Origin of the sequence: Glutamicibacter halophytocola, from assembly GCF_001302565.1 — a bacterium.
Lineage (GTDB): Bacteria > Actinomycetota > Actinomycetes > Actinomycetales > Micrococcaceae > Glutamicibacter > Glutamicibacter halophytocola.
Genome location: NZ_CP012750.1, coordinates 2,032,338 through 2,055,775 on the forward strand (window position 1 = coordinate 2,032,338; position 23,438 = coordinate 2,055,775).

Here is a 23,438-nt window from a genome sequence, read left to right on the forward strand (position 1 = left end):
CGGGAGGTGTGTGGATATGGCAAGAATAGCAGACCTCCTCAACGTGCGCGGAAGGGAAAAAATCGGGCCATGAAACACTCATCGACTTAAATTATTTCCCCAAGACAGAGCCGATTTTATCGGCCCAAAATTGCGAGTCATCGGCATGTCCGTTTCCACCGAATTAAGAATGCATTACATCTGCTTCCAATTTTTGCCTGCGCCTGAAAACTCTTTGCACCTGATGCACCTAGGACATGACAAAACTGCTCCCCGAATACCAAGGGGCGCTCGATGGCGACGCTTCAGATTCGAAGAGCAGTAATGAAGAGTTTCCCTGCAGGAAAACCGGCCTTTATTCGACGAGTTTTCCCACCTGGGATACTTCGGCGATCAGCGATGAAATTTCGGCCGGTATCTCCGGGAGGGATTCACGCACGATGCCCTGTGGGGACCACACCAGATTCACCTGCAGTTCGGGGTCGGTCATGGGATAGTCGCTGCGATTGTGGCAGCCGCGCGTTTCCTTGCGTTCCAGCGCCGATTCCAAGGTGGCTCGTGCGGCAAGGACTGATGACTTCAAATCGAAGGCGTGGCAGAGATCCTGGAAACCGGCGATGTCTGGATGGATACCGATATTTTGCATTCGTTGTTCAATTTCGCCCAGCTTTTCCAAGCCAAGCTGGAGCCCGGCTTCATTTCGCACCACTCCAGCATGCGCAGTCATCACGTCGCGAATGGCTCGCTGCAAGCTGCGCACATTCTCTTCACCGTCGGCTGACACCAGTGACTGCACGGAATGCCGTGCCTGGTCAATGGCTTGCTGTGAGCGCTGGTGGGACATCAGTGCACGAGAATAGCCAGCGGCTTCCTGCCCTACGATGCGCCCGAAGACCAATAGTTCAATTAGCGAATTGCCACCCAGCCGATTGGCCCCATGCAATCCTGAGGATGCCTCTCCAATGGCATAAAGCCCCGGAACTTCCGTTGCATGCGTGAGAGGGTCCACCCAGACACCGCCCATGGAGTAATGCGCTGTTGGCGCAATCTCGATCTTCTCCTGGGTGATATCGAGCATCTGCTCTTCAAGCATGCTCTGGTACACCCGCGGCAGCCTGGACATGATGGTCTCTCGCGGCAGGTGGGAAACATCCAGCCACACCCCGCCTTTGTCTGTGCCCCTGCCTTCACTGATTTCGGTATAGGCCGCGAGGGCTACCCGATCTCGCGTGGATAGTTCCATGCGCTCAGGATCGTAGCGTTCCATGAAGCGCTCGCCTAGCGCGTTGGTCAATATTCCGCCTTCACCGCGAGCTGCCTCTGAGATCAGGGTGCCCGCGACCGATTCAGGCTCGATAATGCCTGAAGGGTGGAACTGGACAAGCTCAGCGTCACGCAACCGTGCGCCAGCTTCGACTGCCAGGCGGAAGGAATCGCCAGTGTTTTCGTCGCGCCGGGAGCTGCTGCGTCGCCAGATGCGGTTATGCCCACCCGCAGCCAGGATGACGGCATCGGCGTATATCAGGTATCCGGTGCCGTCGTTGACATCAAAGCCATAGGCTCCGAAAATCTTGCCTTCGGCTACGAGCAGTTCAGTGATGTAGACGGAATCCAGAACCGGAATCTGCAGTTGTTCTGCGCGGCGGATCAGGGTTCGCTGAATTTCCAGTCCCGTGTAGTCGCCGGCGAAAGCTGTCCGGCGGAATTTGTGCGCCCCGAAAAAGCGCTGCGAAATGCGTCCGTCTTGTTCGCGGGCAAAGTTCATGCCATAGCGTTCAAGGTCTTCGATCCCTCGCTGTGCTCCTTGGGCAACTACCTGTACGGTTCGCGGGTCCGCCAAGTAGTAGCTTTCCTTGATGGTGTCCGCCGCGTGTTGCTGCCAGCTGTCTTCCTCGTCCATGGTTCCGAGAGCCGCGTTGATCCCGCCAGCGGCCAAGGAGGTGTGTGCATCGTGCTTTGGACGCTTGCCTACGGCTAAAACATCGGTGCCCGCTTCTGCCAGTTCGATTGCTGCTCTCAAGCCAGAACCACCGGTTCCGATGACGAGTACTGACGTGGTTACCTGCTGTTCTTTTCTCATGTTTCCCAGCATCTGCCGGCATTGGGAATACGTCCAATGAATTATCGGCATGATTACGATAGCGATATGCTATGCACATGAATCTAGAGCAATTGCGCGGCTTCATTACGATTGCCGAAGTGGGGCACTTCACTCACGCAGCCGAACTTTTGCACCTCACGCAGCCTTCCTTGAGCCGCCAAATCTCCACTCTCGAACAAGAGCTGGGATCCGAACTTTTTCATCGCGCCCGAGGGAATATCTCGCTTACCGCGGCCGGCCAGGCGCTGCTCCCCCGAGCACGGCGAATGCTGGCCGATGAAGAAACCATTCGCAGCGAAATGGCGGATTTGGCCGGATTAAGGCGCGGACGTGTACGGCTCGGCGCACCTCCCACGCTGTGTGTTTCGCTAGTTTCGGAAGTATTGGAGATTTACCGCGAGAATTACCCTGGCGTGCAGCTGCAAATTTTCGAAGCAGGGTCGCACCGCCTCTTGGAGCAATTAGCCGGCGGAGAACTGGATCTTGCACTTATTGTCACGTCAGAGCACGCTGTGAACGAAAAGAACCTGCAGAATCTGCCACTTCTGGAAGAGCAGTTGGTAGTGATCGACTCGCTAGAGCGCCCGCATTTGGCAGAAGCAACTTGCCTGGCTCTCAAGGATCTGGCACCGATCGCGCAATTGGCGTTCTCCCACAGCTATGACCTTCGCGCAAGCACCGCCCAGGCTTATAAGGCCTCTGGACTGGTTCCGAATATCGTAGTGGAGGGCGGCGAAATGGATGCTGTATTGCGCTTTGTCCATCGGGGTTTGGGTGTTGCTGTGGTGCCGGCGACCGTAGCCTTGGAAACTCCGGGAATTCGCGCCATAGCCTTGCGCGACCCGCAGCTGGTCCGCACCATCGGACTCGCCCACCGACGCGATGTATCGCTAACCCGAGCTGCGTCCGCCATGCACGGATTGATTGAGAATACCGCGAAACTCCTGTCTGCTCGACATGAGCAAATTACGTCGCTATTTTGATCCCCAAATGGCCGGCCATCTCCTCGGCCAGCAGGCTTAGCTGCAGGGTGCTGATTTGGGTCCCTCGCATCGCCTCAAGCCCCTCGATTTGAGCGAAGTCCAGGCCTTGAAGGTCAACATCGCGAAGTTGTGCGCCAACGCAGTTGAGTACCGAGGTTCGCGAGTCGGTGAAACTCACTCTCTGGATCTGGCCGCCAAAATCGATCTCTTCAAATTGGCAGTTGCGGAAGACGACGTCGCGAACCTTGGCTCGGCGCAGGTTCAACCAGCCGAATTTGCAGTTTTCAAACACGACGCCATCCAACTCGGCCCCGGCAAAGTCGCCCGAACCTATTCTGCTGTGGGTCACCCGCACATCGTTGAGGAACGCTCCGGCGGCGTTGAGCGACGGGGCGCCAATCTGTTTTAGTTCACACTGCAAAAGCCGGGCGTTGCGCAACGTTTCCAGCGCTACCCCGGTGAACCGGCATTCCTCAAGCCTGGCATCATCCGCGTGCACCGGAGTATCAATACCCTCAAAGTGCAGCAGTTCCACATACTCGCCGCCACCAAGATCCCCGGCAAATCCGGCTGTCAATGCAGGCAAGGTGAACGGACGAATTTTGGGGTTCAAGTGGTACATCCTTAATGCGATGCGGATTTTTTTCCAAGGCTTCCGACAATATCAGCTAAGGCAGCTTCGAGCTGCGGCCACTTAAATTGGTAATCAGTAGCCTGCAAAACTTCCGGCAGTGCCCATCGGGACTTAAGCAGCATTTCAGGTTCCACCCGGAGCAGGAACATCGCTGGTTCCAGCATCCATCGATATACGGGCAGCCCGATCTTCCGTCCGACAGCTTGACGCAGGCTCGCCATGAGTTCGTGGTTCACTACAGGGTTCGGAGCTGCCAGATTTACTGCCCCTGAAATCTCCTGATGTTCAATCACGTGCCAGATGGCTCCGAGCACGTCATCGACATGTATCCAGCTGAAACGCTGTTGTCCAGCGGTGCGATACCAGACGCTACACACTGGGCCGCTTGGATGCGGTCCGATGCCGCGGTACCTGCGGTGTGAAGGCCACCACCCATCATGTTGCGTCCCGCCCAGGCCGAGGCGGGCAATAGCCAGCAATTTGCGCGTGGCTGGGCCATCCCCAAGCACGATCGCCATGCGCAGGGCCACTCGTCGAGTGCTGGGCAGTTTTCCCGTGAAGAATTCGTCTTCCCAATTGCGAGCAACGTCCACCGAGAACCCCTCGCCGAGGATCCCGGTGGACTCCGTATTGGGCTTGTGAATGCTGTGCTCATAAATAGTGGCCGTTGATGCATTGAGCCACAACTGCGGCGGAAGTGCTGCCTGGGCCACGGCGGAATGCAAGGCTCGCGTGGTATCGACACGTGAAGCCAAGATCTGCTCGCGCGCCGCCTCGGTGTAACGGCAACCGACGTTTTTCCCAGACAAATTAATGAGCAACTGCGCGCCATCAATAAGACGGGAAATTCCCTGGGCATCACCCCACGGCACCGACGAATGGGGACCACGCCCAATGGTGGAAACGTCATAGCCAGCTGATCGCAGCTCGGCCACTAGCCTTTGGCCGATGAACCCGCTGGCTCCAGCAACAACTGCCCGCCGCGCATTCCCGTCCATCGCGCCTCCACCTTCTAGAAGTCGTTGATCACCAGTTTCTTCATGTTCAGCATATGCTCAAATGCTCCAGGGCGCTCCATGAGCTCGCCCATATTGGACGGTACGATTTGCCAGCTGACTCCGAATTTGTCAGTCAGCCAGCCGCAGGCTTCAGCTTCCGGCACGGCCGACAGCGCCTCCCAAACGCGGTCAATTTCTTCCTGGCCATCACACGGCCACTCCAGCGAGACACCGGGCGTGAATGAGAAGTCTTGGCGCACGCCCGAATCCATTGCCGCAACGGCATCCGCAGCCAAGGAGAACTGGGCGAACATCAGCGATTCTGCCGTGGCGACTTCGGTAGCTTGCCCATAAGGGAAGGCACTTTCCAGCTTGGCGCCAAGCACTTGACCGTAGAACTCGATGGCTTCGGCTGCCCGGTTCTGGGCCTGTCCGCCAAACATGAGGCATGGCATGACCCTTGCATTTTCAGACACTGGCTCTGCGGATTCCATCAGCTGCCAGGAGGCACCATATTTATCGCTCACCCAGCCATAGCGTGAACTGAAATCGTAGGTGTCCAGCGGCATGAGCACGCTACCCCCTTCGGCTAAGGCCGCCCAGGTTGCATCCAGGACATCGCGTTCATCGGTGTTGAAACTTAGGATCATCGAAATCGAAGCATTGGGTGCGAACTCTTCGCCGGCATTGATCAGTGTTATTTTTGTGCCGCGGACCCACACCGAGACGGTGAGTGGCTTGCCGGCAAGCGGTTGCTGGAAATCCAACAGGCCTTCTGTTGGGTAGCGCGATTCAATCTCTGTCTTGGCCTCTGGCAATGCTGCCGCGTAGAACTCCCCGGCTTCTCCGGCCGTTCCCTGCATCCATAGGTTGACGGTGAGCTTTTGCATGACGAAACCTCTCGGGTAACTGAATGACGCTTTCACGGTACCGCGAAGAATGCAACAAAAACAGATGCATCAGAGAACTTTTAGCCCGGATTCACCGCCGAGTTTTTCCGTGTTTGTCCTGCAGGAAAATTCGTCCATCGTTCGACTTGTTGCGTGGGCCTTACCTACGACAATTGCCCAGGCAGGTCGAGGGAAAACTTCGCGTCCCGATGCTCTGGGGACGCAAGGTCGACCGGGACTCGGCAAACTTACCGATAGAAGTGCACAAGGCACATATGGAGCCGGGCCTAATCGAGTCGTCGTAGCCAGCTTCCACGCGTTGCCAGCGCCATCCAATCGTGGCAAAGGTGCACCGTGAAGTGGGGGCCATTCGCGGGATGCACCGGTAATTGCCCGTGCGCCTAGGCCGGAGATCGGGGCCACTGGTGTTCACGACAAATTGCTCAACTCGTTAATTCTGCTCGTGGCCTGCACTTCACGAGAGCCGGCTGGTGCAGGACGGCTGCTGATTCCAGCCAACCCCTGTCCCCAGAAGACCCGCGGCTCGGATTTTGTCCAGGGTTCCGGCTGGCGAGAAGCACCGTGGGAAGCTGCTGCTCCATGCGCCCAGCTTGGAGAGTTAGCCTTGGATGACTGACTGAATTCTCTGAAAGGACCACAGTGCGCATTGATCGCCTGGATGCAGACCTTATCGAGCTGCTCACCGACTCCCCTATGCTGCCGGTGATGGAATGCGCACGCCGCCTAGGCGTTGCCCGCGGTACCGTCAGCAGCCGGTTGACCCGTCTGCATGAGGCAGGGGTGATCCGCGGAATAATTCCGCGGATTGAACCGGCAGGTTTCGGCTACTCGCTTGTCGCCTTTTGCCAGGTTGAAATCATCCAGCGCTACGGACACGGGCCAGTGGCTTCAGCCCTAGAAGAAACGATCCCCGAAATCATCGATATGTATACCGTGACTGGAAATTCTGATTTGCAGCTGCGCGTGGTTGCGCAAACGGCGGAGGACCTTCAAGACATTTTTGATCGGATCAACCGCGTGTCCGGGGTTGCCAGGACTTCATCTTCCTTTGCCTTGCATGAACACTTCCAAGGGCGAACACTGCCGCTGGTGGCCGCATGCGCTAAGACTGAACCGGAGCAGGAAAAGACTATGCAGATTGACCAGTAAAATAGAGGGATGGGCAATTACTGCTATGCAACCTGCATAGGCCAGCGGATGTCGATTGCACCGCTGATTCGATCAATCTACAGTCATTGCTTGTGAATCGCGACACGCGAGAATATGAGCAAGGCCACGGCTGAAGACATCAGTGCACGTCCTTGCTGTTTGAACGATTGCCAGCATCATGCAGTGGTGGCAGTCAGAGAGGAAACTCATGACCCTTCACCAGCGCCCTTCCTTGCAGGACGTCCCCGCTTACAAGCAGGGCAAGCCCGCACCCGCTGGAGCTTCAAAACTCTCATCGAATGAATCGCCACACACCCCTTTGCCTTCAGTGATCTCCAGCATCCAGGAGGGCCTGGCGAACATCCACCGCTATCCAAGCATTGCCGCGCCCCAGCTGACCGCAGCACTGAGCAAGCAGTTCAGCATTGACGCTGAGCATGTCACGCTGGGTGCTGGTTCAGTTGAAGTCGCCGCACAGATCATCCATGCGGTCGCCGCCGAAGGCGATGAAGTGATGTATGCGTGGCGCTCCTTCGAGGCATATCCATCATTGGTTCGCATTGCGGGAGCTACACCTGTAGAGGTTCCGCTGGACGCCGAGTCCCGCCACGACCTGCCAGCCATGCTGGAGGCCATCACCGACAAGACCCGTCTCATCTTCATCTGCAACCCGAACAACCCCACAGGGACGGTCGTTGAGGCGCACGCGCTGGACCAGTTCATCAACGCGGTGCCACGGAACATACTCGTCGTTGTTGACGAAGCCTACGTGCACTTCGACCGGTCCGAAGTACGTGCTGACGGCATCGAGCTATTCCGAAAATACCCGCACGTTGCGGTCCTCCATACCTTCTCCAAGGCCTACGGTCTTGCTGGACTGCGGATCGGCTACGCAATCAGCCCCCTTGAAGTCGCCAATAACCTGCGCAAGGTCGCTGTGCCATTCGGAGTTTCCGATTTGGCCCAGCGTGCTGCTGTCGCGTCGCTGGCTGCGATCGACGAGCTGGCTGTGCGCATCGAGGAAGTGGTAGCTCAGCGTGAACGAATGTATGAGGGGCTGGCCCAGGCAGGCTATCCGGTAGTCAAATCCCAAGCCAACTTCGTATGGGTCGGCGCAGGGGCTGACACCGTTGACTTGGAAGCACAGCTTGCCGCCGGCGGCGTTGTAGTACGCGCCTTCCCCGGTGATGGCTTGCGCATCTCCTCCGGTACAGAAGAAGACGTCAATCGCGTGCTGGCGGCTTTGCCTGCATTTGCATCTGCAGAGGCGGCCACCGCATGACGGCAGTGAAAAACACCGAAGCCCAGCTGCACACCGGCCTGACGCAACGCCAGATTTCCATGATGGGGCTTGGCGGTGCGATAGGCGCCGGCCTGTTCGTTGGTTCGGGTCAAGCGATTTCGATTGCCGGCCCGGCAGTGCTTATTTCCTATCTGCTCGCCGGCACGGTCATCATCGTGATCATGGCGATGCTGGCAGAGATGGTTGCGGCGCATCCGTCCTCGGGGGCCTTCAGCACCTTTGCGCACAAGGCCATGGGACGCAGCGCGGGCAGCACCTTGGGCTGGCTTTACTGGGTGCAACTAGTAGTGGTCATTGCCGCTGAGGCCACTGGCGCCGCTGCGATCACTGCTGCATGGTTCCCGGCCTTGCCGCAATGGGCCTGGGTTCTGGGCTTCGTCGTGGTGCTCACCGGGGCCAACCTCTTAGGCGTTCGAAACTATGGCCGCTTCGAGTACTGGTTTGCGGTCATCAAGGTCGCAGCAATCATTGCTTTCCTGGTCTTTGGCGCGCTCGTGCTGGCCCACGTGATTCCTACCGATGAACCGGTTGGATTCGCGAACCTGGCAGCCCACGGCGGCTTCGCGCCAGGAGGCATGGCTGGCATCGCCGCCGCCGTGCTGATCGTGATCTTCTCCTTCGGCGGAACCGAAGTCGTTTCGATCGCTGCGGCCGAATCCAAGGACCCCGCCGGTAACATCAAGCGAGTAGTGAAGTCAGTGATGCTGCGCATCCTCTTCTTCTACCTCGGCTCAATCTTGATCATCATCGCCCTGGTGCCCTGGAATGATCCTTCGGTGGTTGAAGGCCCATTCGCCGCGGCCCTGGCCGTCATGCATATTCCAGGCGTGAGCCTGCTGATGAATGCTGTCGTCGTCGTTGCACTGCTTTCAGCAATGAATGCAAACATCTACGGTTCATCACGCATGCTGTATTCACTCGGGCAGCGAAAACTTGCACCGAGCAGCGTCACCCACGTAACTGGGAAGGGCGTTCCAGCCAAGGCAGTGATCAGCTCCGTGGCGTTCTCATTCCTGGCGGTCGGGTTGAATTGGATTTGGCCAGATGCGGTCATGCCGATCCTGCTCAACGTAGTTGGCTCCACCATCATCTTCATCTGGTCATTCATCGCTGTGACCCAGCTGATCTTGCGCCGGCGGGCAGATCGCGAGGGCGAGAAACTCCCCTTGCGGCTGTGGGGCTTCCCTGGCTTGTCCATCGCCACGATCGTGGTCTTGGCGGCAATTGTTGTCGTAGCGATGACCGATCCTGCGGCTCGTACCCAGCTGCTGTTGACCGGTGGCCTGACTGCCGCAATTTGGGTTATATCCAAATTGCTCCTGCGCCAAGAGGCAGATGCTGAACAGGACAGCGGCCTGTAGCCAGCGAACGTGGTTTGACCGAGCCTGGGCCTGATTCACTTCTGTGAATCAGGCCTGGGCTTTTCTCTTCACCATTTCGTTGATCCAGATGGGCGCAAATGGCGAGGTGCATCCGGGCGAAGTTGGATAATCGGCAAGCACCTGGAGCTTTTCGCCAATTGCCAGTGCGCGTTCGCGCAAGGCTGCATGCTCGATACCGATCTGGGCCAGGGTTGTGTTCATTGCCCATTGCAGGCGATCCGGTGCATCGAGCATCTGGTCTTCGATGATATCCAGCAGCCCTGGCAGGTCGAGTCTTCCCGGGTCCTTGGCGACTTGGTGTGCGGTGAGTTCCCACCCTGCCGCCAACTGAACCGGGTCGTTTTCCCGCATCAGCTCTTCGCGCAGCTCTTCAAGCAGCTTGGTTTTCTTTACTATGTAGCTGAGGAACCAGGCTTGCACTTTTGGCGTGCTGGCTTCCTTGCTCCAGGCCTGCAATTGTTCCAATGTGAAGCTGCGGGGTTTAGCAATCAGGAGGGCTACCAGGCGGCTGGGGGTTTCCTTCGTATCCCACAGCTTCTGGGCCAGGTCCTGGTTGGTCTTCAGGGCCTTGGCTATCGCCCTGAGCTTGCCAAGGTTGACCCCGAAATCATCACCGTGGCGTTCATTGACTGCTCGCGCCTTGGGATCTTCCAGCTCCGCCAGTGCATGCTGGATTTCTGCCACTGTACTTTCAGGTCCGAGCTGACTGCTCAACGTCTCCTCCATCATTGGTTCAATTACAGCGATTCCACAGGCTGCCGCAGAATAGTGCGCAGCTTATCTGGCGCTACTTTCCGCGGATCTCCAAGATATATCTCATGATGTTTGCCGGTAAGCCGCAAGCCATGCCCGACAATAAAATTCTCATGCATCTTTCGAAGCACGGGCCCTTCTTCATCATATGATCCGAGATGCAGCGTCTGTACGCACTGGCCTTCATCCAACAACTCGAACCGCATCCTTTCGATGCTTGGCAGGTCTCGCCCCGACTTAGCTGCTTCAACAGCGGCTTGAATATCATCGGCGTTGAGCCATTCGGGAACCATCAGCATGAGAGTCCAGGACCATTTCGATTTATCGCGTTCAGTCGTGAACGAGTTCATGTCATCGGCCCACCACAATCCTTCCAAGGGTGGGACCACGTAGTCTTGCCCGTTTTGCTTGCTGGCGAATTTGAGCTTGTAGGCTACGGGATAGATCGTTTCCAACGCCTCGGTATATGTTCGCTCGAGGTTGGGATCGCCCTGTCCATCAATCATGAGATAGTGCATCGCTGGAACCTGCAAAATACGGAATTCCCCATGTTTGGCACGGTAGCTGCCGGTCGCCTTTTTGAAATCAATTTTTTCTGCCATGGCTTCTTCTCCCCCCGCGTTGCCCGCCGGCTAGAACCACTTGCGCCATTTGAAAACACCATAAAGCACGGCGGCGAAACCAACCATGAGCAATATTGCAGCTGGATAGCCAAAGGCCCAGTGCAACTCCGGCATATTGTCGAAATTCATGCCGTAGACCGCGGCTATCAAGGTGGGTGCAAACAAAATTGCGGCCCAACCTGAAATTTTCTTCATATCCTCATTCTGGCGTTGAGCCACCAGCGTGGCGTTCACATTCAGGATTTGAGACAACGCGTCACGATACTCGAGTGCTTGGGCATTAGCCCTGGTGAGATGGTCCGTGACATCTTGCAAATAAGTTTCCAGTTCCTCGGGAACCGGGTACTTCTTAAATCCGTCATCGAGGGACCTTACGACTTCCAGGAGCGAGGCAGTGGAGTGGAGCACGTCGATCACTTCTTGGCTCAATCGATAAATGCGTTCGGTCACTGCCGCGTCTCCACTGAATACCTGGCGCTCGATCTGTTCCTTGTCTATTCCCAGGCCATGCAGTACTGGAGCGTAGCCATCAACAATCTCGTCAAGGATCCGGTAGAGGACCGCCTCGGAGCCCAGCCGAAGCAGTTGTGGATCTTTGAGCAGCATTTGATGTTGTTGAAGGCTGCCGTTGCTTATCGACTCGGCAAATTCATGCCCATCGGTTCCGTCAATCCAGCGATGGTCCTGGCAAAGGACGGCTATCGAACCTTGCCGAACAAGGATGTGGAATTCGGAGAGTTCGACCTCCTCGGCCGAGTCGAGATACAAGGCTGACCGAACAACTAGCAATAGGACATCACCATAGCGTTCAAGCTTTGGACGCTGTCGCGCGTGCAGGAGATCCTCCACGAGTACCGGATGCAGGTCCCAGGCTTCTGCAAGTTCCTGGATGTCTGCTTCATCCGGGGTGGGATACAGCGACAAGGCAATGCGGTTCTCACCGCTATGGCAGAAATCCAGCGCTTCTGCGGCGGTAACGCCTAAAGGCGCCAGTTCGACCGATCCGTCATCGATATAGCGCACGCGCTTGGAACTATGCGCAGGGCCCTGGCCATTACCGGCCTGCCGCGCTCGGATTGCCCGTCGCTGTATACGTGCCATGTTGCTCCCGGTCGAACGATTTTGTTCAAGTATCGCAAGTGAGTAGCAAATTGTGGCGCACATACTGAGTCAAAGCGCCGTGAGATTTGGCTTAATTACCACTCCCATCAGGGGAACCGATCGAGGCATGGAACCACGACGTTGGGTGCGACCGCGGTCCCCCTCATTCAGGTGGCATAAGTTGCACGTTGCTCTAAATCTGCAAAGCGGCGCCGAGGCAAAACCGGGAATACAAAGAACCCAAAAAATAAGCCCTGAATATAAAAAATCCTGGAATTCTTTCTCAAGAATTCCAGGATTTAATTTGTGGAGGTAAGGGGATTCGAACCCCTGACCTTCTGCATGCCATGCAGACGCGCTACCAACTGCGCCATACCCCCAAAAGGATTGCTACCCTGATCAGGCAACTCCATAATCATAGATGACTACCTGATCAGGATGCAAATTCACGATTACTGGTTCTGCTGTTTCGGGTCCTCAGGCAGCTCGATCACCGGGCAATCAGCCCAGAGACGTTCCAGCGCGTAGAAAACGCGGTCTTCCTGGTGCTGTACGTGGACTACAACATCTCCGTAGTCCAAAAGGACCCAACGGCCCAAGCCAAAACCTTCACGGCGGACCGGGCGCATGCTGTATTCTTCCAGGACCTTGGCCTGAATTTCATCAACGATTGCGTTCACCTGCGGTTCTGATCCACCAGAGACAATCAAGAAGGCGTCGGTGACGCCCAGGCGGTCCGCTACATCTAGCGCGACCATGTTTTCTGCCAACTTTTCAGATGCAGCCTGTGCTGCAATCTTCACGAGGGCAATTGAATCTGCGTGTGCTCCCATTGAGTGGGGTGTCTCCTTGTTAGAGGTGTAGATCGAGAACTTAATTTTGCAACGAAACTAGTTGCCGAGCAACATGATCAGCCCGGCGATCAGCGCTGCACCGCCGACGCTCAGTGCCACGATCATGGCGATAAGCATATTGTTGGCGCGACGAACGCCATGTGTTTGAACATCCAACGGCTCAAGCCCCTGGGCATTCACAGCATCAATTCGCGGCATCTGAACTTCTGGGGAGGCTTCAGGAGCCGCGGCTGGCTTTTTTGCCTCCGCAACTGGCTTAGCTGGCGCTTTGGCTGCCGGCTTGGCGGCCACTTTGGGAGCTGCCTTCGGTGCAGGTTTAGGTGCAGTCTTGGCAGAGGGCTTGGGCGCCGGCTTCGCCGCAGCTGGCTTTGGCGCTGGCTTGGCAGGGTCAGCCGTTTTAGCCGAAGGCTTTTTTGCAGCCGGTGCAGCTTCATCCTTCTTGGAACTGATTTTGCCGTCAGAATCAAGATTGAGAGACACGCTTTGCGTCTTGGGGCCCTGGACGCCAGTCTTGGCAATGCGGTCTTCTACCTCGCGAATATTCCCCATTGCGCCGGTGAAAGGATCAGATGACTTGTCATCCTTGCCCTGCTTGGCGTTTTCTACACGCAAGCGCTCGCGTTCTGCGGCACGGCGGGAAATAATGGCGGCACGAGCTGCCATTTCACGCTGATGGGCAAGTACTTCGAGATCAATCTCGGAGTCATCTTCGCCCAAGAGGTTCGGGTCGATTGGCGCTTTCGGAGCATGCGCGCGTCGCGCTGCAAGTGCTTGCTCAACGCTCATCACCGTAGTTTCGGGTGAATCTTCGTCAGCAGCTGGTTTATTGACTGGCTTCGCTGCCGGTTTTGGCGCGACTGCCGGATCGGCTTTGCCTTGTTCGGCCAATGCCTGCAACCGAAGCTGGCGACGAGTCAGGGGCTTGGGGTCGTCCGCAGGTTCAACCGTTGGAATGTGGCTAGTCAACGCATCTACTTCGCCTTCAAGACGACGGCGCTCACGCAAAGCTTCACGATTCCGGGCACGACGAAGCGATGCGCGCTCCCCCACCGGTTCCTCATTAGCCGGCTCAGTGGCCGGCGAATCATTCTTCGCAGCAGCCTTGGCCTGCGGCGCTGGCTTAGGCTTGGCCGCCTGCTCGTCATTGTCCTTCGACGGAGCTGGCTTTTGAACGCCAGGCGCTGCTGCAGGCTTGCCTGGGCTTTGCGGCGCTTCATCGGCTTGCTTTGAAGTGGGCTGCTGAGCAGGCTTCTGGGCTGCTGCGCTGGTCTTAGCTGCCGGTGCGGGTTTCGGGGTCGGTTTTGCGGCCTGTGGCTTGGCCGCTTCCGGTTTCGGAGTTGGCTTTGCTGCGGGAGCGGCATCAGCTTTCGCTGGCGTTGCCGATTGCTCGGGTTCTCCCGCCTTTTTCTCACTTGCGAGTTCTTTTGCTTCTTGTTCTGCCTTGCTGCTTGCCAGCAATGCTTCCATTTCGGCACGTCGCTTTTCGCGCAGAGCTCGCCTGCTAGAAACCGGCTGCGAGTTATCGCTCATCCTGTACTTCTCCCCGACCGCATAGACAAATACCGTCACCCTTACCTAGAGATTATGCCGTGTTACGTCACCTAATGTGAGGTTACGACTCGGTATACAGCCCATATTTTGCAATGTACTGCACCACACCATCGGGCACAAGGTACCAAACTGGCTTATCCTGAGCGACTCGTACTCGGCAATCCGTCGACGAAATCGCCAGCGCCGGGATCTCCAACTGGGAAACATTGTCCCTGCCAAGATCGCTCATTACGTACCCAGGACGGCTCACGCCAACAAAATGAGCGAGGTCCCAGACCTGGTCGATGTCGCGCCAGCTCATGATCTGGCTCATCGCATCGGCACCGGTGATGAAGAACAATTCCGCATCAGGCCGTTGTGCCCGCAGATCAAGCAAGGTGTCCCGAGTGAAGGTGGCACCTTCACGGTCAATATCGACCCGGCTTACCGTAAACCGGGGATTGGAAGCCGTGGCAATGACGGTCATCAGGTAGCGGTGTTCCGCGCTGGTAACCTGTTTGTCGGCCTTCTGCCAAGGATGCCCGGTGGGTACAAAAACTACCTCATCCAAGTCGTACTCGGCCGCAACTTCGCTCGCGGCGACCAAGTGGCCATTATGGATGGGGTCAAAAGTACCGCCCATCACGCCGAGGCGTAATGGGCGGTCACTGTGCTGCCGCTCGCTCAAGACTAGTGGCTATGTGGTTGGTGCGTCTTGAACTGGCGGTGAATATCTTGTTCTTCGTCCTTGACCGAGTGGCGGTTGCCAACATTGGTGTAGGAAACGGTGATCAATAGCAAGATCATCAATGCAACAAAAATGCCGCCACCGATCAGCAGGGACCAAGTGTGTGCACTCAAGCCAGGGGCAGCGGCTTCGGAGGCCATAATCAGCGCGTTCAAGTAAATCTCCAGTCGTATCCACGGAAGACACCGGATCTTCAATTTCTATCGAAGATCCAGCGGTCCGAAAAGTAACGGTACGTTTCTTCTACATCCTACCGAAAACGGCGGTCAGAAACTATTTGCGAACGTGCCCGTCGCCCTGAACAATCCACTTGGTGGTCGTAAGTTCGGTCAAACCCATAGGACCTCGCGCATGCATCTTCTGTGTGGAGATGCCTACTTCGGCGCCAAGGCCCAGCTGTCCGCCATCGGTGAAGCGGGTCGACGCATTCACAATGACAGCAGCCGACTCGATCTCGGCAATGAAGAGCTCAGCAGCAGCCAAGGACGACGTAACGATCGCCTCGGTGTGCCCGGTTGAGTATTGGCGGATATGATCCAAGGCCTCGTCAATGTCGTCGACGACCTTGACTGCGAGATCCATATCCATGTATTCAACGCGCCAGTCTTCGTCCTGAGCTGGAACGGTCTTGAGATCAGGTACCAGGGCTGCAGCGCGTGCATCCACATGCAAAGTGACACCTGCATCGGAAAGCGCCTTGAGAACTGGCGAGGCAACCTTCGAGTCCTTATGAATCAGCAGGGTTTCCACGGTATTGCACACGCTTGGGCGCTGGGTCTTGGCGTTCATCAAGATATCGATAGCCATTTGCTCTTCAGCCGAGGAATCCAAGAAAATGTGGACATTTCCCTCACCGGTCTCAATCACCGGCACCTTGGCGGTGGTGACAACACGCTGAATCAAGTCGCGGCCGCCGCGAGGGATCAGCACGTCGATCTTGCCGCGAGCACCCATCATGGCGTCGGCGCCCTCGCGACCGAACTGATCGATTGAGGTCACCAGATCTCGCGGAAGCGAAACGGATTCCAAGGCGTCTCGAATGATCGAAACGAGGACTTGGTTCGAGTGCAATGCAGCAGTTCCGCCACGTAGCAAGACTGCGTTGCCGCTCTTCAGCGACAAGCCGGCGATATCAACCGTGACGTTGGGACGGGCTTCATAAATGGTTCCGATGACGCCCATCGGGACATTGATCTGCCGCATCCGCAAACCATTAGGCAAGGTCTCGCCGCGAACCACGCGACCGACAGGATCCGGTAGGCCTGCGAGTTCATGCAATGCGGAAACCAAGCCGTCAACGCGCTTGTCATCAAGCTTCAGGCGATCCAGCATGGCCACGGATGTACCATTAGCCTGCCCCGCCTCCAAGTCCTTTTTATTTTCCAGGAAGATCTTGGAGCGGTTCTCATGGATTCCTGCTGCGATCGCAAGCAGTGCACGGTCTTTCCAGTCGCGATTGGCGCGCTTGAGCACTCGCGAGGCACGGCGTGCTCGATCAGCGAGCTGATAAACCGAACCAGTGACGTCGGAGAGGTGTTCTTCTGTTCGTACTGCGTCGATACTCATAGTTTCCATCCTAGAAAATAGGTTCGATCAAAGCTAGGTCATCGACATGCACGACCGACTTATCGTAACCTTCGCCAAGTTGCTCAACCAGGTCGCCGGTGTTCTGCCCAAGCATCTCCGGCAGCTCTTCAGAGCTGTAATTCACCAGGCCGCGGGCGAAAGGCACGCGGTCTGAACCGCAGATTTCCACGGCATCTCCGGGCTCGAAGGCCCCCTCTACATCGATGATGCCGGCGGCAAGCAGCGAGTTGGTGCCTCGGGAAATTGCTTGGACCGCGCCTTCGTCAAGGATCAGGCGGCCTTCAATGCTTGCCAAGTAGGCAAGCCATACATCGCGTGCAGAGCGGCGGGAGTTTCTAGCGGCAAACCAGGTACCCACGTCTTCGCCCCGCAGCGCCTTGGCGGCGTTGTCGGTGCTGGTCACCAGGGTAGGGATGCCGGCCGAAGAACTCATGGTTGCGGCGTCAACCTTGGTGATCATGCCGCCGGTGCCCACGCCAGCAGCACCAGGCGTCCCCAGGTCTACCGCTTCAAGCTCATCGGGGTGCTCGATGGTGGTAATGCGGCTTCCGCCCTCTTCAGGATGCGCGTCATAAACGGAATCGACGTCTGAGAAAAGCAGCAGCGCATCAGCTTTAACAAGGTGCGCTACCAAAGATGCAAGGCGGTCGTTATCGCCGAAGCGGATTTCACGGGTTGCGACCGCATCGTTTTCGTTGACGATGGGCAGCACGCCAAGGTTCAAGAGCCTGACCAGGGAACGCAATGCGTTGGTATAGGAGGAACGGCGCATCAAGTCATCTGCCGTGAGCAATACCTGGCCAACACGCAGGTCATGTTCTTCAAAGAGCTGCGTGTATTGGGCCAGCAACAGCCCCTGGCCGACGGCCGCGGCGGCCTGCTGGGTTGCCAAGTCCTTGGGACGCTTGGGCAAACCCAGCGGGGCCAGGCCGGCGGCAATTGCGCCGGAGGAAACGAGGATGACCTCGGTGCCGTTGTTCACGGTTTCGGCGAGAGTGTCCACCAAAAACTTCAGTCTCTCATGGGATATCCCCCCGCTGACCGTGGTCAGCGAGCTGGATCCAACCTTTACAACGAGCCGCCGTGCATCCGGCAATTCGTGAGGAGAGGCAATGGCTGAAATAGTCTTGGTGGCACTTTCACTCATACTTTATTCTTCCTCCTGTGCTGCCTTCTTCCCAGCAGCTTTTTTTGCGTTCTTGGCGTTGACCGATTCAGTCCAGATGCCAGCCTTGCGTTCGGCTTCCAGCTCTGCTCGAGCGGCAGCCTTGGCGGACTTCCGGTCTTCGTGTTCGGCACGCTTTTCTTCGCGGGTCTTTCGATTGCCGCGGTCTTCGAGTCGCACGTCTTCGCCACGGCGGCTGCCGCCGAGCAATTCAGCGCCGGCAGCCATGGTTGGCTCCCAGTCAAAGACCACCGAATCTTCTTCGGAACCAATGACGACAGCGTCGCCCGGCTTGGCCCCGGCCTTGAATAGCTTGTTTTCTACCCCCAGTTTGGCCAGTCGGTCAGCGAGGTAGCCGACGGCCTCATCATTACGGAAGTCGGTCTGCATGATCCAGCGTTCTGGCTTTTCGCCAATAACGCGCCACAGAGGCTCAAGGTTTTGTTCCTCGCGGCGAATGTAGAACTCTTCCTTGTTGCTATAGCGCGGACGGATCACAGGCACCTCGACTACCGGTGCTTCAACGACCTGTTCGGCTCGCGCTTGTTCTACCAATTCAGCCATAGCGAAGGACAGTTCACGCAATCCGTTACGTGACAGGGCTGAGATCTCGAAGACGCGATATCCGCGCTGTTCGAGTTCAGGACGCACGAATTCGGCCATTTCCGCACCGTCTGGCATGTCGACCTTGTTCAGGGCGATCAGCTTGGGGCGTTCGATCAGCGGGACGATCGTCCCGTCGGTGCCCGCGAAGGTCGAGTCGGCTTCGTAGTTCGCCAGCTCGGCTTCGATGGTGTCCAGGTCGCTGATCGGATCGCGGTCGGACTCCAGCGATGCGCAGTCCAGCACGTGCACAATCGCGGCACAGCGCTCAACGTGGCGCAGGAACTCGTGGCCCAGGCCCTTGCCCTCGGAAGCGCCAGGAATCAGCCCTGGGACGTCGGCTACGGTGAAGCGGGTCTCGCCAGCCTGTACCACGCCGAGGTTCGGCACCAGGGTGGTGAACGGGTAGTCCGCGATCTTCGGACGCGCTGCGGAGACCGCGGCAATCAGGGAGGACTTGCCAGCCGAAGGGTAGCCCACCAGCGCGATATCGGCCATGGACTTCAGCTCCAGGACGATGTCCTGGCTGGTTCCGGGAATACCGAGCAGCGCGAAGCCCGGGGCCTTGCGCTTGTCCGAGGAGATCGCCGCGTTGCCCAGGCCGCCCATGCCGCCGATGGCGGCAATGTATTCGTCGCCGGTGTTGACCAGGTCCCCCAGGATGTCCCCGTCCTTGGTCTTCACCACGGTGCCTGCGGGCACGCCGAGGATCAGGTCTTCGCCGTGCTTGCCTGGGTGCAGTCCGCCCTTTCCGGGTTCGCCGTTGCCGGCCTTGCGGTGCGGCAGGTGGTGGAAGTCCAGCAGCGTGGTGACCTGCGGGTCAACGCGCAAGATAATGTCGCCGCCCTTGCCACCGTTGCCGCCATCGGGTCCGCCAAGCGGCTTGAATTTCTCGCGCTTGATGGACACACAACCGTGGCCACCATTACCTGCGGTGACATGAAGGGTTACGCGATCAACGAATGCAGCCACGGGGCCATCTTCTCCTAGAACGGGGTTGCGAGAAGCTCTCGCAGAAAAAGTCTATCTACGCACACAAGGGGCGGACCGAATAACGGCCCACCCCTTCTGTACTAAAAAATTTGCCTGATGCCTGAATTAGGCAGCAGCAACAATGTTCACCACGCGGCGACCACGACGGGTGCCGAACTCGACTGCACCAGCAGCCAGGGCGAACAGGGTGTCATCCTTGCCACGGCCTACGCCGGCGCCTGGGTGGAAGTGGGTGCCACGCTGGCGAACGATGATTTCGCCTGCCTTGACTTCCTGACCACCAAAGCGCTTTACGCCTAGGTACTGTGCGTTGGAATCGCGACCGTTGCGAGTGGAACTCGCACCTTTCTTATGTGCCATGCCTTTTAGCCTCTTTCGCTACAAAAATGGATATTACGATCAGCCTGAATTAGGCGATCGAGGTGACCTTGACCTTGGTCAGAGCGGCACGGAAGCCCTGGCGCTTCTTGTAACCGGTCTTGTTCTTGTACTTCTGGATAACGATCTTCTCGCCGCGAAGGTTTTCTACAACCTCAGCGGTAACCGTGACCTTAGCCAGATCGGCAGCTGCGGAAGTTACCTTCTCGCCATCTACCAACAGCAAAGCAGGAAGCTCGATGGAGCTACCTGGGGCAGCCTGAAGACGGTCAACGGTGATGAGGTCTCCAACGGAAACCTTCTCCTGGTGGCCGCCTGCGCGGACAATTGCGTACACCACGTGGGTACTCACTTCTACTCGACGTTTATTGTCTTACCGGCGCAGATATCGACCCGAACACCCATAAATGAGTGCAATGAACGGGGATCTCATGCGCTTGTGCCTTGACGCCGAGCGGACGGAAAGTCCGTGATCTTGGCGTTTAGCACCGATCAACTAGATTACGCTAGTCCACACCACTGGGGCAAATACAAACTGCCCCAGCGGGTGAAGCGTGATCAAGTTCATCTATTTCAGTTCGCGCACCGGAACGCCGACACCGAACATTACCGGTTGCCCGGCAGGCTCAGCTGGCTTTTCGTTGTGCGAACTGGAGGCATCCATTTGAACTACCGAACCGGTAGCAGCGGATACCTCTGCCACGAGAACCTCTGCGGTTGCGTCGCCCTGAGCCGAGGTGGCTCGACGACTGCGCCGCTTTGGCTTCGTGGAACTCTGTGGGGCCACCGCGCTAGCGGCAGCCGATGCTGCTGCAGGGGCCGTGGCCTCTGCAGCTGCTGGAGCGCTCGATGCAGGCATGGCCAGGCCGGTGAGTACCGGCTGGTCCTGCGCTGAGGCAGCTCCCGAGCCCTGTGGACGTGATGCCCGGCGGGAACGCTTGCGCGGCTGCTCAACCTGCTTCGGCTCATCCTCCACGGCAACAGCCGCTGGCTGCTCCGCTTCGATGTCCTGGCCAGCTTCCTCAGCCTTGGCGCCCTGCTGCTCGGCGTCTGCCTGTGAACGGTTGCGTCCACGGGAGCGCGAACGGCGGCGCGGCTTGCGGTTGCCCTCGCCACCCTCATCCTCGGTCTCGTCCTTGCCCGGCAGGGCAGCTTCGAGCGCTTCGAGGGTGACGGAGACGTCGGCGGCCACTGGCGTGCCGGTCTTCAGCACTGGAATCTGCTCGCCTTCGATGCTCACAGCGTTCTCAGCGTGTGGCTCCAAATGCGATGCGGCAGCAATACTTGCCAGCGCATTGCGGGTGGCTTCATCCTTCTCGCCCGTGGCGGCAGCCTCCTGCTTGGCAACCGGCTTGGCCTCGTCCTTCTCGCCACCGCGGCGGCGGCGGGAATTGCGAGATGGCTTCTCGTTGAACTTCTTGGCGTGCGGTTCACCGGCCGAATTGAAGGTGCGGCGGGATTCCACCGGCTCTTCGTGGGTGATCACACCGGCTCCAGCACAGTGCTCGCACTCTTCGCCGAAGACTTCCAGCAAACCGGTGCCCATGCGCTTGCGCGTCATCTGGACCAGGCCCAGCGACGTGACCTCGGCCACCTGGTGCTTGGTCCGGTCGCGGCCCAGGCACTCAACCAGTCGGCGCAGCACCAGATCGCGGTTGGACTCCAGGACCATGTCGATGAAGTCGATGACGATGATGCCGCCGATATCGCGCAGGCGCAGCTGGCGCACGACTTCCTCGGCCGCTTCCAAGTTGTTCTTGGTCACGGTCTCTTCGAGGTTGCCGCCCGAGCCGGTGAACTTGCCGGTGTTCACGTCGATGACCGTCATCGCTTCGGTGCGGTCGATCACCAGCGAACCACCCGATGGCAGGAAGACCTTGCGGTCCAGCGCCTTGGCGATCTGCTCGTCGACGCGGAAGTCGGCGAAGATGTCCTCGTCGGATTCCCACTTCTCCAGGCGCCCCATCAAGTCCGGCGCCACATACATGACATAGGCCTCAATGGTGTCCCAGGCATGCTCGCCGGAGACAATCAGCTTGGTGAAGTCTTCGTTGAAGACGTCGCGGACCACCTTGATGGTCAGGTCCGGCTCGGAGTACAGCAGTTCCGGAGCCAGGGTCTTGGTGGAGTTGGCCTGTTCTTCGATGCCTTCCCACTGCGCGCGCAGCCGGTTGATATCGTTGGTCAGCTCTTCCTCGGAGGCGCCTTCGGCGGCGGTGCGCACGATCACGCCTGCGTTTTCCGGAAGGTGGTCCTTCAGGATCTTCTTCAGGCGCTGGCGCTCAACGTCGGGCAGCTTGCGGGAGATGCCGGTCATCGAGCCGCCCGGCACGTAGACCAGGTAGCGGCCCGGCAGGGAGATCTGGCTGGTCAGGCGGGCACCCTTGTGTCCTACGGGGTCCTTGGTGACCTGCACGAGCACCGAGTCGCCAGCCTTCAGCGCGTTCTCGATGCGGCGCGGCTGGCCTTCGAGGGCAGCAACATCCCAGTTGACTTCGCCTGCGTACAACACGGCGTTGCGGCCGCGTCCGATATCCACGAAAGCAGCTTCCATGGAAGGCAGCACGTTCTGCACCTTGCCGACGTACACGTTGCCGATCAGCGAATCCTGCTGGGTCTTGGACACGAAGTGCTCGGCGAGCACCCCATCTTCCAGGACGCCAATCTGGATGCGGTCTTCGCGCTGGCGCACGATCATCTTGCGCTCCACGGATTCGCGGCGGGCCAAGAACTCTGCCTCGGTGATCACCTGGCGGCGGCGGCCGGTCTCGCGTGATTCGCGGCGGCGCTGGCGCTTGGCTTCCAGGCGGGTCGAACCGCGCACGGAGGCCACCTTGTCGCTGACCGAGCCATGGCTTTCGACGCTGCCGCGCGGTGCGCGAACGCGGGTCACGGTGTTGGGTGGATCGTCCTGCGAGCCGCCCTCAAGTTCCAGATCAACATCGCCGCGGCGGCGGCGACGGCGACGGCGCGAGGTCACGTCATCGCTCTCGGCTTCAGGAGTTTCCTTGCGCGCTGGTTCGTGCTTCTTGGCAACGACCTGCGCCAGAACCGCCTGAGCGGTTTCTGGAATGGCAAAAGGGTTCAAGATCATCGAGCTGCCGTGCTCGGCCAGCAGCTGGCCGGTGTGGTCTTCTACAACCTCTGGGGCGTCCTGCGGCTCAGTGTTCTCTTCTGCCACCGGGTTGGCGATTTCTTCGCTGGCCTGTTCGGTGGTCTCCTGCTTGGCAGCTGCCTGCTCGACTGCTTCGTCGCTGGCAGCATGGCGTGCCACCTGCGCACGGCGCTCTGCCTGGCGGCTGGCGCGCTGGGCTGAATCAGGGGTGGAAACCTGGGTGCGGCGTGTAGCTCGCCAACGGTATGGGCTTTCTTCAATGCCGGCTGCGGCATTGAGTTCAGCCAGGGTCATGGCGCGGCGCAATGGCCGCGCAGGGGTGGTTGAAACGCTGGTACGACGGGCTCGCGTTGAACGATTGCCTCGCTTGCTACCTTGCGCCCCACCCTTTCGTTGATTTGCTGCGCTCATTTAAATTCGCGTACTCCTACTTTGTCCCGCTTTGGCATCCTCCACAGACGGCGCCTCAGCTGAAACTACAATCATCACGTGTCCCTTGGCCGATTGCTTTAAATCGGCCAGACACAAAAGCTCGCTATTTTCCGCAA

General features: G+C 58.2%; 21 protein-coding genes and 1 tRNA gene. 4 read left to right on the plus strand and 18 right to left on the minus strand.

The window, feature by feature from the left end; translation table 11 throughout:
* Positions 1–334: 334 nt before the first annotated feature.
* Entirely contained in the window at positions 335–2,059 is a 1,725-nt protein-coding gene (locus AOZ07_RS09350; RefSeq protein WP_060703396.1) for an FAD-dependent oxidoreductase, read from the minus strand.
* Between the two features lie 77 nt (positions 2,060–2,136).
* Here AOZ07_RS09350 and AOZ07_RS09355 point away from each other — a divergent pair, with 77 nt between their 5' ends.
* Positions 2,137–3,063, plus strand: coding sequence for a LysR family transcriptional regulator (locus AOZ07_RS09355; RefSeq protein ID WP_060703397.1), 927 nt, complete (start codon positions 2,137–2,139; stop codon positions 3,061–3,063).
* Here the strand turns inward: AOZ07_RS09355 and AOZ07_RS09360 are convergent.
* The 3 genes from AOZ07_RS09360 to AOZ07_RS09370 are packed head-to-tail and all read right to left on the minus strand — an operon-like array spanning position 3,047 to position 5,585.
* Positions 3,047–3,676, minus strand: a complete 630-nt coding sequence (locus AOZ07_RS09360; protein ID WP_194943633.1) for a pentapeptide repeat-containing protein — start codon at positions 3,674–3,676, stop codon at positions 3,047–3,049. The genes AOZ07_RS09355 and AOZ07_RS09360 overlap by 17 nt on opposite strands.
* 11 nt (positions 3,677–3,687) lie before the next feature.
* On the minus strand, positions 3,688–4,695 hold the full coding sequence (locus AOZ07_RS09365; RefSeq protein WP_060701756.1) for an epimerase: 1,008 nt from the start codon (positions 4,693–4,695) through the stop codon (positions 3,688–3,690).
* 14 nt (positions 4,696–4,709) lie between these two features.
* A complete protein-coding gene (locus tag AOZ07_RS09370; protein ID WP_060701757.1) occupies positions 4,710–5,585 on the minus strand; it encodes a VOC family protein in 876 nt (291 codons plus the stop codon).
* Positions 5,586–6,245: 660 nt separating this feature from the next.
* Here AOZ07_RS09370 and AOZ07_RS09375 point away from each other — a divergent pair.
* The 3 genes from AOZ07_RS09375 to AOZ07_RS09385 all read left to right on the plus strand — a co-directional run bounded on the left by AOZ07_RS09375 (position 6,246) and on the right by AOZ07_RS09385 (position 9,419).
* Complete coding sequence (locus tag AOZ07_RS09375) at positions 6,246–6,755, plus strand: Lrp/AsnC family transcriptional regulator (RefSeq protein ID WP_060701758.1); 510 nt, start codon at positions 6,246–6,248, stop codon at positions 6,753–6,755.
* 208 nt (positions 6,756–6,963) lie between these two features.
* Positions 6,964–8,037 (plus strand): histidinol-phosphate transaminase, encoded by a 1,074-nt coding sequence (hisC, locus tag AOZ07_RS09380; protein WP_060701759.1) that lies wholly within the window; start codon positions 6,964–6,966, stop codon positions 8,035–8,037.
* The gene (locus AOZ07_RS09385) at positions 8,034–9,419 is read left to right on the plus strand and encodes an amino acid permease (protein ID WP_060701760.1); all 1,386 of its coding nucleotides are present in this window, start codon (positions 8,034–8,036) and stop codon (positions 9,417–9,419) included. The genes hisC and AOZ07_RS09385 overlap by 4 nt, the downstream gene beginning before the upstream one ends.
* A gap of 48 nt (positions 9,420–9,467) precedes the next feature.
* Here the strand turns inward: AOZ07_RS09385 and AOZ07_RS09390 are convergent, their stop codons facing one another.
* The 14 genes from AOZ07_RS09390 to AOZ07_RS09455 all read right to left on the minus strand — a co-directional run bounded on the left by AOZ07_RS09390 (position 9,468) and on the right by AOZ07_RS09455 (position 23,184).
* Positions 9,468–10,169, minus strand: a complete 702-nt coding sequence (locus tag AOZ07_RS09390) for a DNA alkylation repair protein (protein ID WP_060701761.1) — start codon at positions 10,167–10,169, stop codon at positions 9,468–9,470.
* Positions 10,170–10,177: 8 nt separating this feature from the next.
* The gene (locus AOZ07_RS09395) at positions 10,178–10,795 is read right to left on the minus strand and encodes a GyrI-like domain-containing protein (protein ID WP_060701762.1); all 618 of its coding nucleotides are present in this window, start codon (positions 10,793–10,795) and stop codon (positions 10,178–10,180) included.
* Between the two features lie 30 nt (positions 10,796–10,825).
* Positions 10,826–11,917: a magnesium and cobalt transport protein CorA gene (locus tag AOZ07_RS09400; RefSeq protein WP_060701763.1), complete on the minus strand. Its 1,092-nt coding sequence runs from the start codon at positions 11,915–11,917 to the stop codon at positions 10,826–10,828.
* Positions 11,918–12,224: 307 nt separating this feature from the next.
* Positions 12,225–12,297, minus strand: a tRNA-Ala gene (locus AOZ07_RS09405).
* 72 nt (positions 12,298–12,369) lie between these two features.
* Positions 12,370–12,750, minus strand: coding sequence for a ribosome silencing factor (gene rsfS, locus AOZ07_RS09410; RefSeq protein ID WP_060701764.1), 381 nt, complete (start codon positions 12,748–12,750; stop codon positions 12,370–12,372).
* A gap of 57 nt (positions 12,751–12,807) precedes the next feature.
* Positions 12,808–14,301, minus strand: a complete 1,494-nt coding sequence (locus AOZ07_RS18795; protein ID WP_194943634.1) for a hypothetical protein — start codon at positions 14,299–14,301, stop codon at positions 12,808–12,810.
* Positions 14,302–14,383: 82 nt separating this feature from the next.
* Positions 14,384–14,989 carry a nicotinate-nucleotide adenylyltransferase gene (gene nadD, locus AOZ07_RS09420; protein ID WP_075972469.1) on the minus strand — a complete coding sequence of 202 codons (606 nt, stop codon included), beginning with the start codon at positions 14,987–14,989 and terminating at the stop codon, positions 14,384–14,386.
* 2 nt (positions 14,990–14,991) lie between these two features.
* A complete protein-coding gene (locus tag AOZ07_RS09425; RefSeq protein ID WP_060701766.1) occupies positions 14,992–15,204 on the minus strand; it encodes a hypothetical protein in 213 nt (70 codons plus the stop codon).
* Between the two features lie 118 nt (positions 15,205–15,322).
* Positions 15,323–16,615 (minus strand): glutamate-5-semialdehyde dehydrogenase, encoded by a 1,293-nt coding sequence (locus AOZ07_RS09430; RefSeq protein WP_236995160.1) that lies wholly within the window; start codon positions 16,613–16,615, stop codon positions 15,323–15,325.
* Positions 16,616–16,625: 10 nt separating this feature from the next.
* A complete protein-coding gene (proB, locus tag AOZ07_RS09435; RefSeq protein WP_060701768.1) occupies positions 16,626–17,783 on the minus strand; it encodes a glutamate 5-kinase in 1,158 nt (385 codons plus the stop codon).
* 3 nt (positions 17,784–17,786) lie between these two features.
* Positions 17,787–19,376, minus strand: a complete 1,590-nt coding sequence (gene obgE, locus AOZ07_RS09440; RefSeq protein ID WP_060701769.1) for a GTPase ObgE — start codon at positions 19,374–19,376, stop codon at positions 17,787–17,789.
* A gap of 126 nt (positions 19,377–19,502) precedes the next feature.
* Positions 19,503–19,757 (minus strand): 50S ribosomal protein L27, encoded by a 255-nt coding sequence (gene rpmA / locus AOZ07_RS18190; protein ID WP_022875303.1) that lies wholly within the window; start codon positions 19,755–19,757, stop codon positions 19,503–19,505.
* A 49-nt stretch (positions 19,758–19,806) separates the two neighbouring features.
* Entirely contained in the window at positions 19,807–20,115 is a 309-nt protein-coding gene (rplU, locus tag AOZ07_RS09450; protein ID WP_013349163.1) for a 50S ribosomal protein L21, read from the minus strand.
* Between the two features lie 228 nt (positions 20,116–20,343).
* The gene (locus tag AOZ07_RS09455) at positions 20,344–23,184 is read right to left on the minus strand and encodes an Rne/Rng family ribonuclease (protein ID WP_060701771.1); all 2,841 of its coding nucleotides are present in this window, start codon (positions 23,182–23,184) and stop codon (positions 20,344–20,346) included.
* Positions 23,185–23,438: the final 254 nt, after the last annotated feature.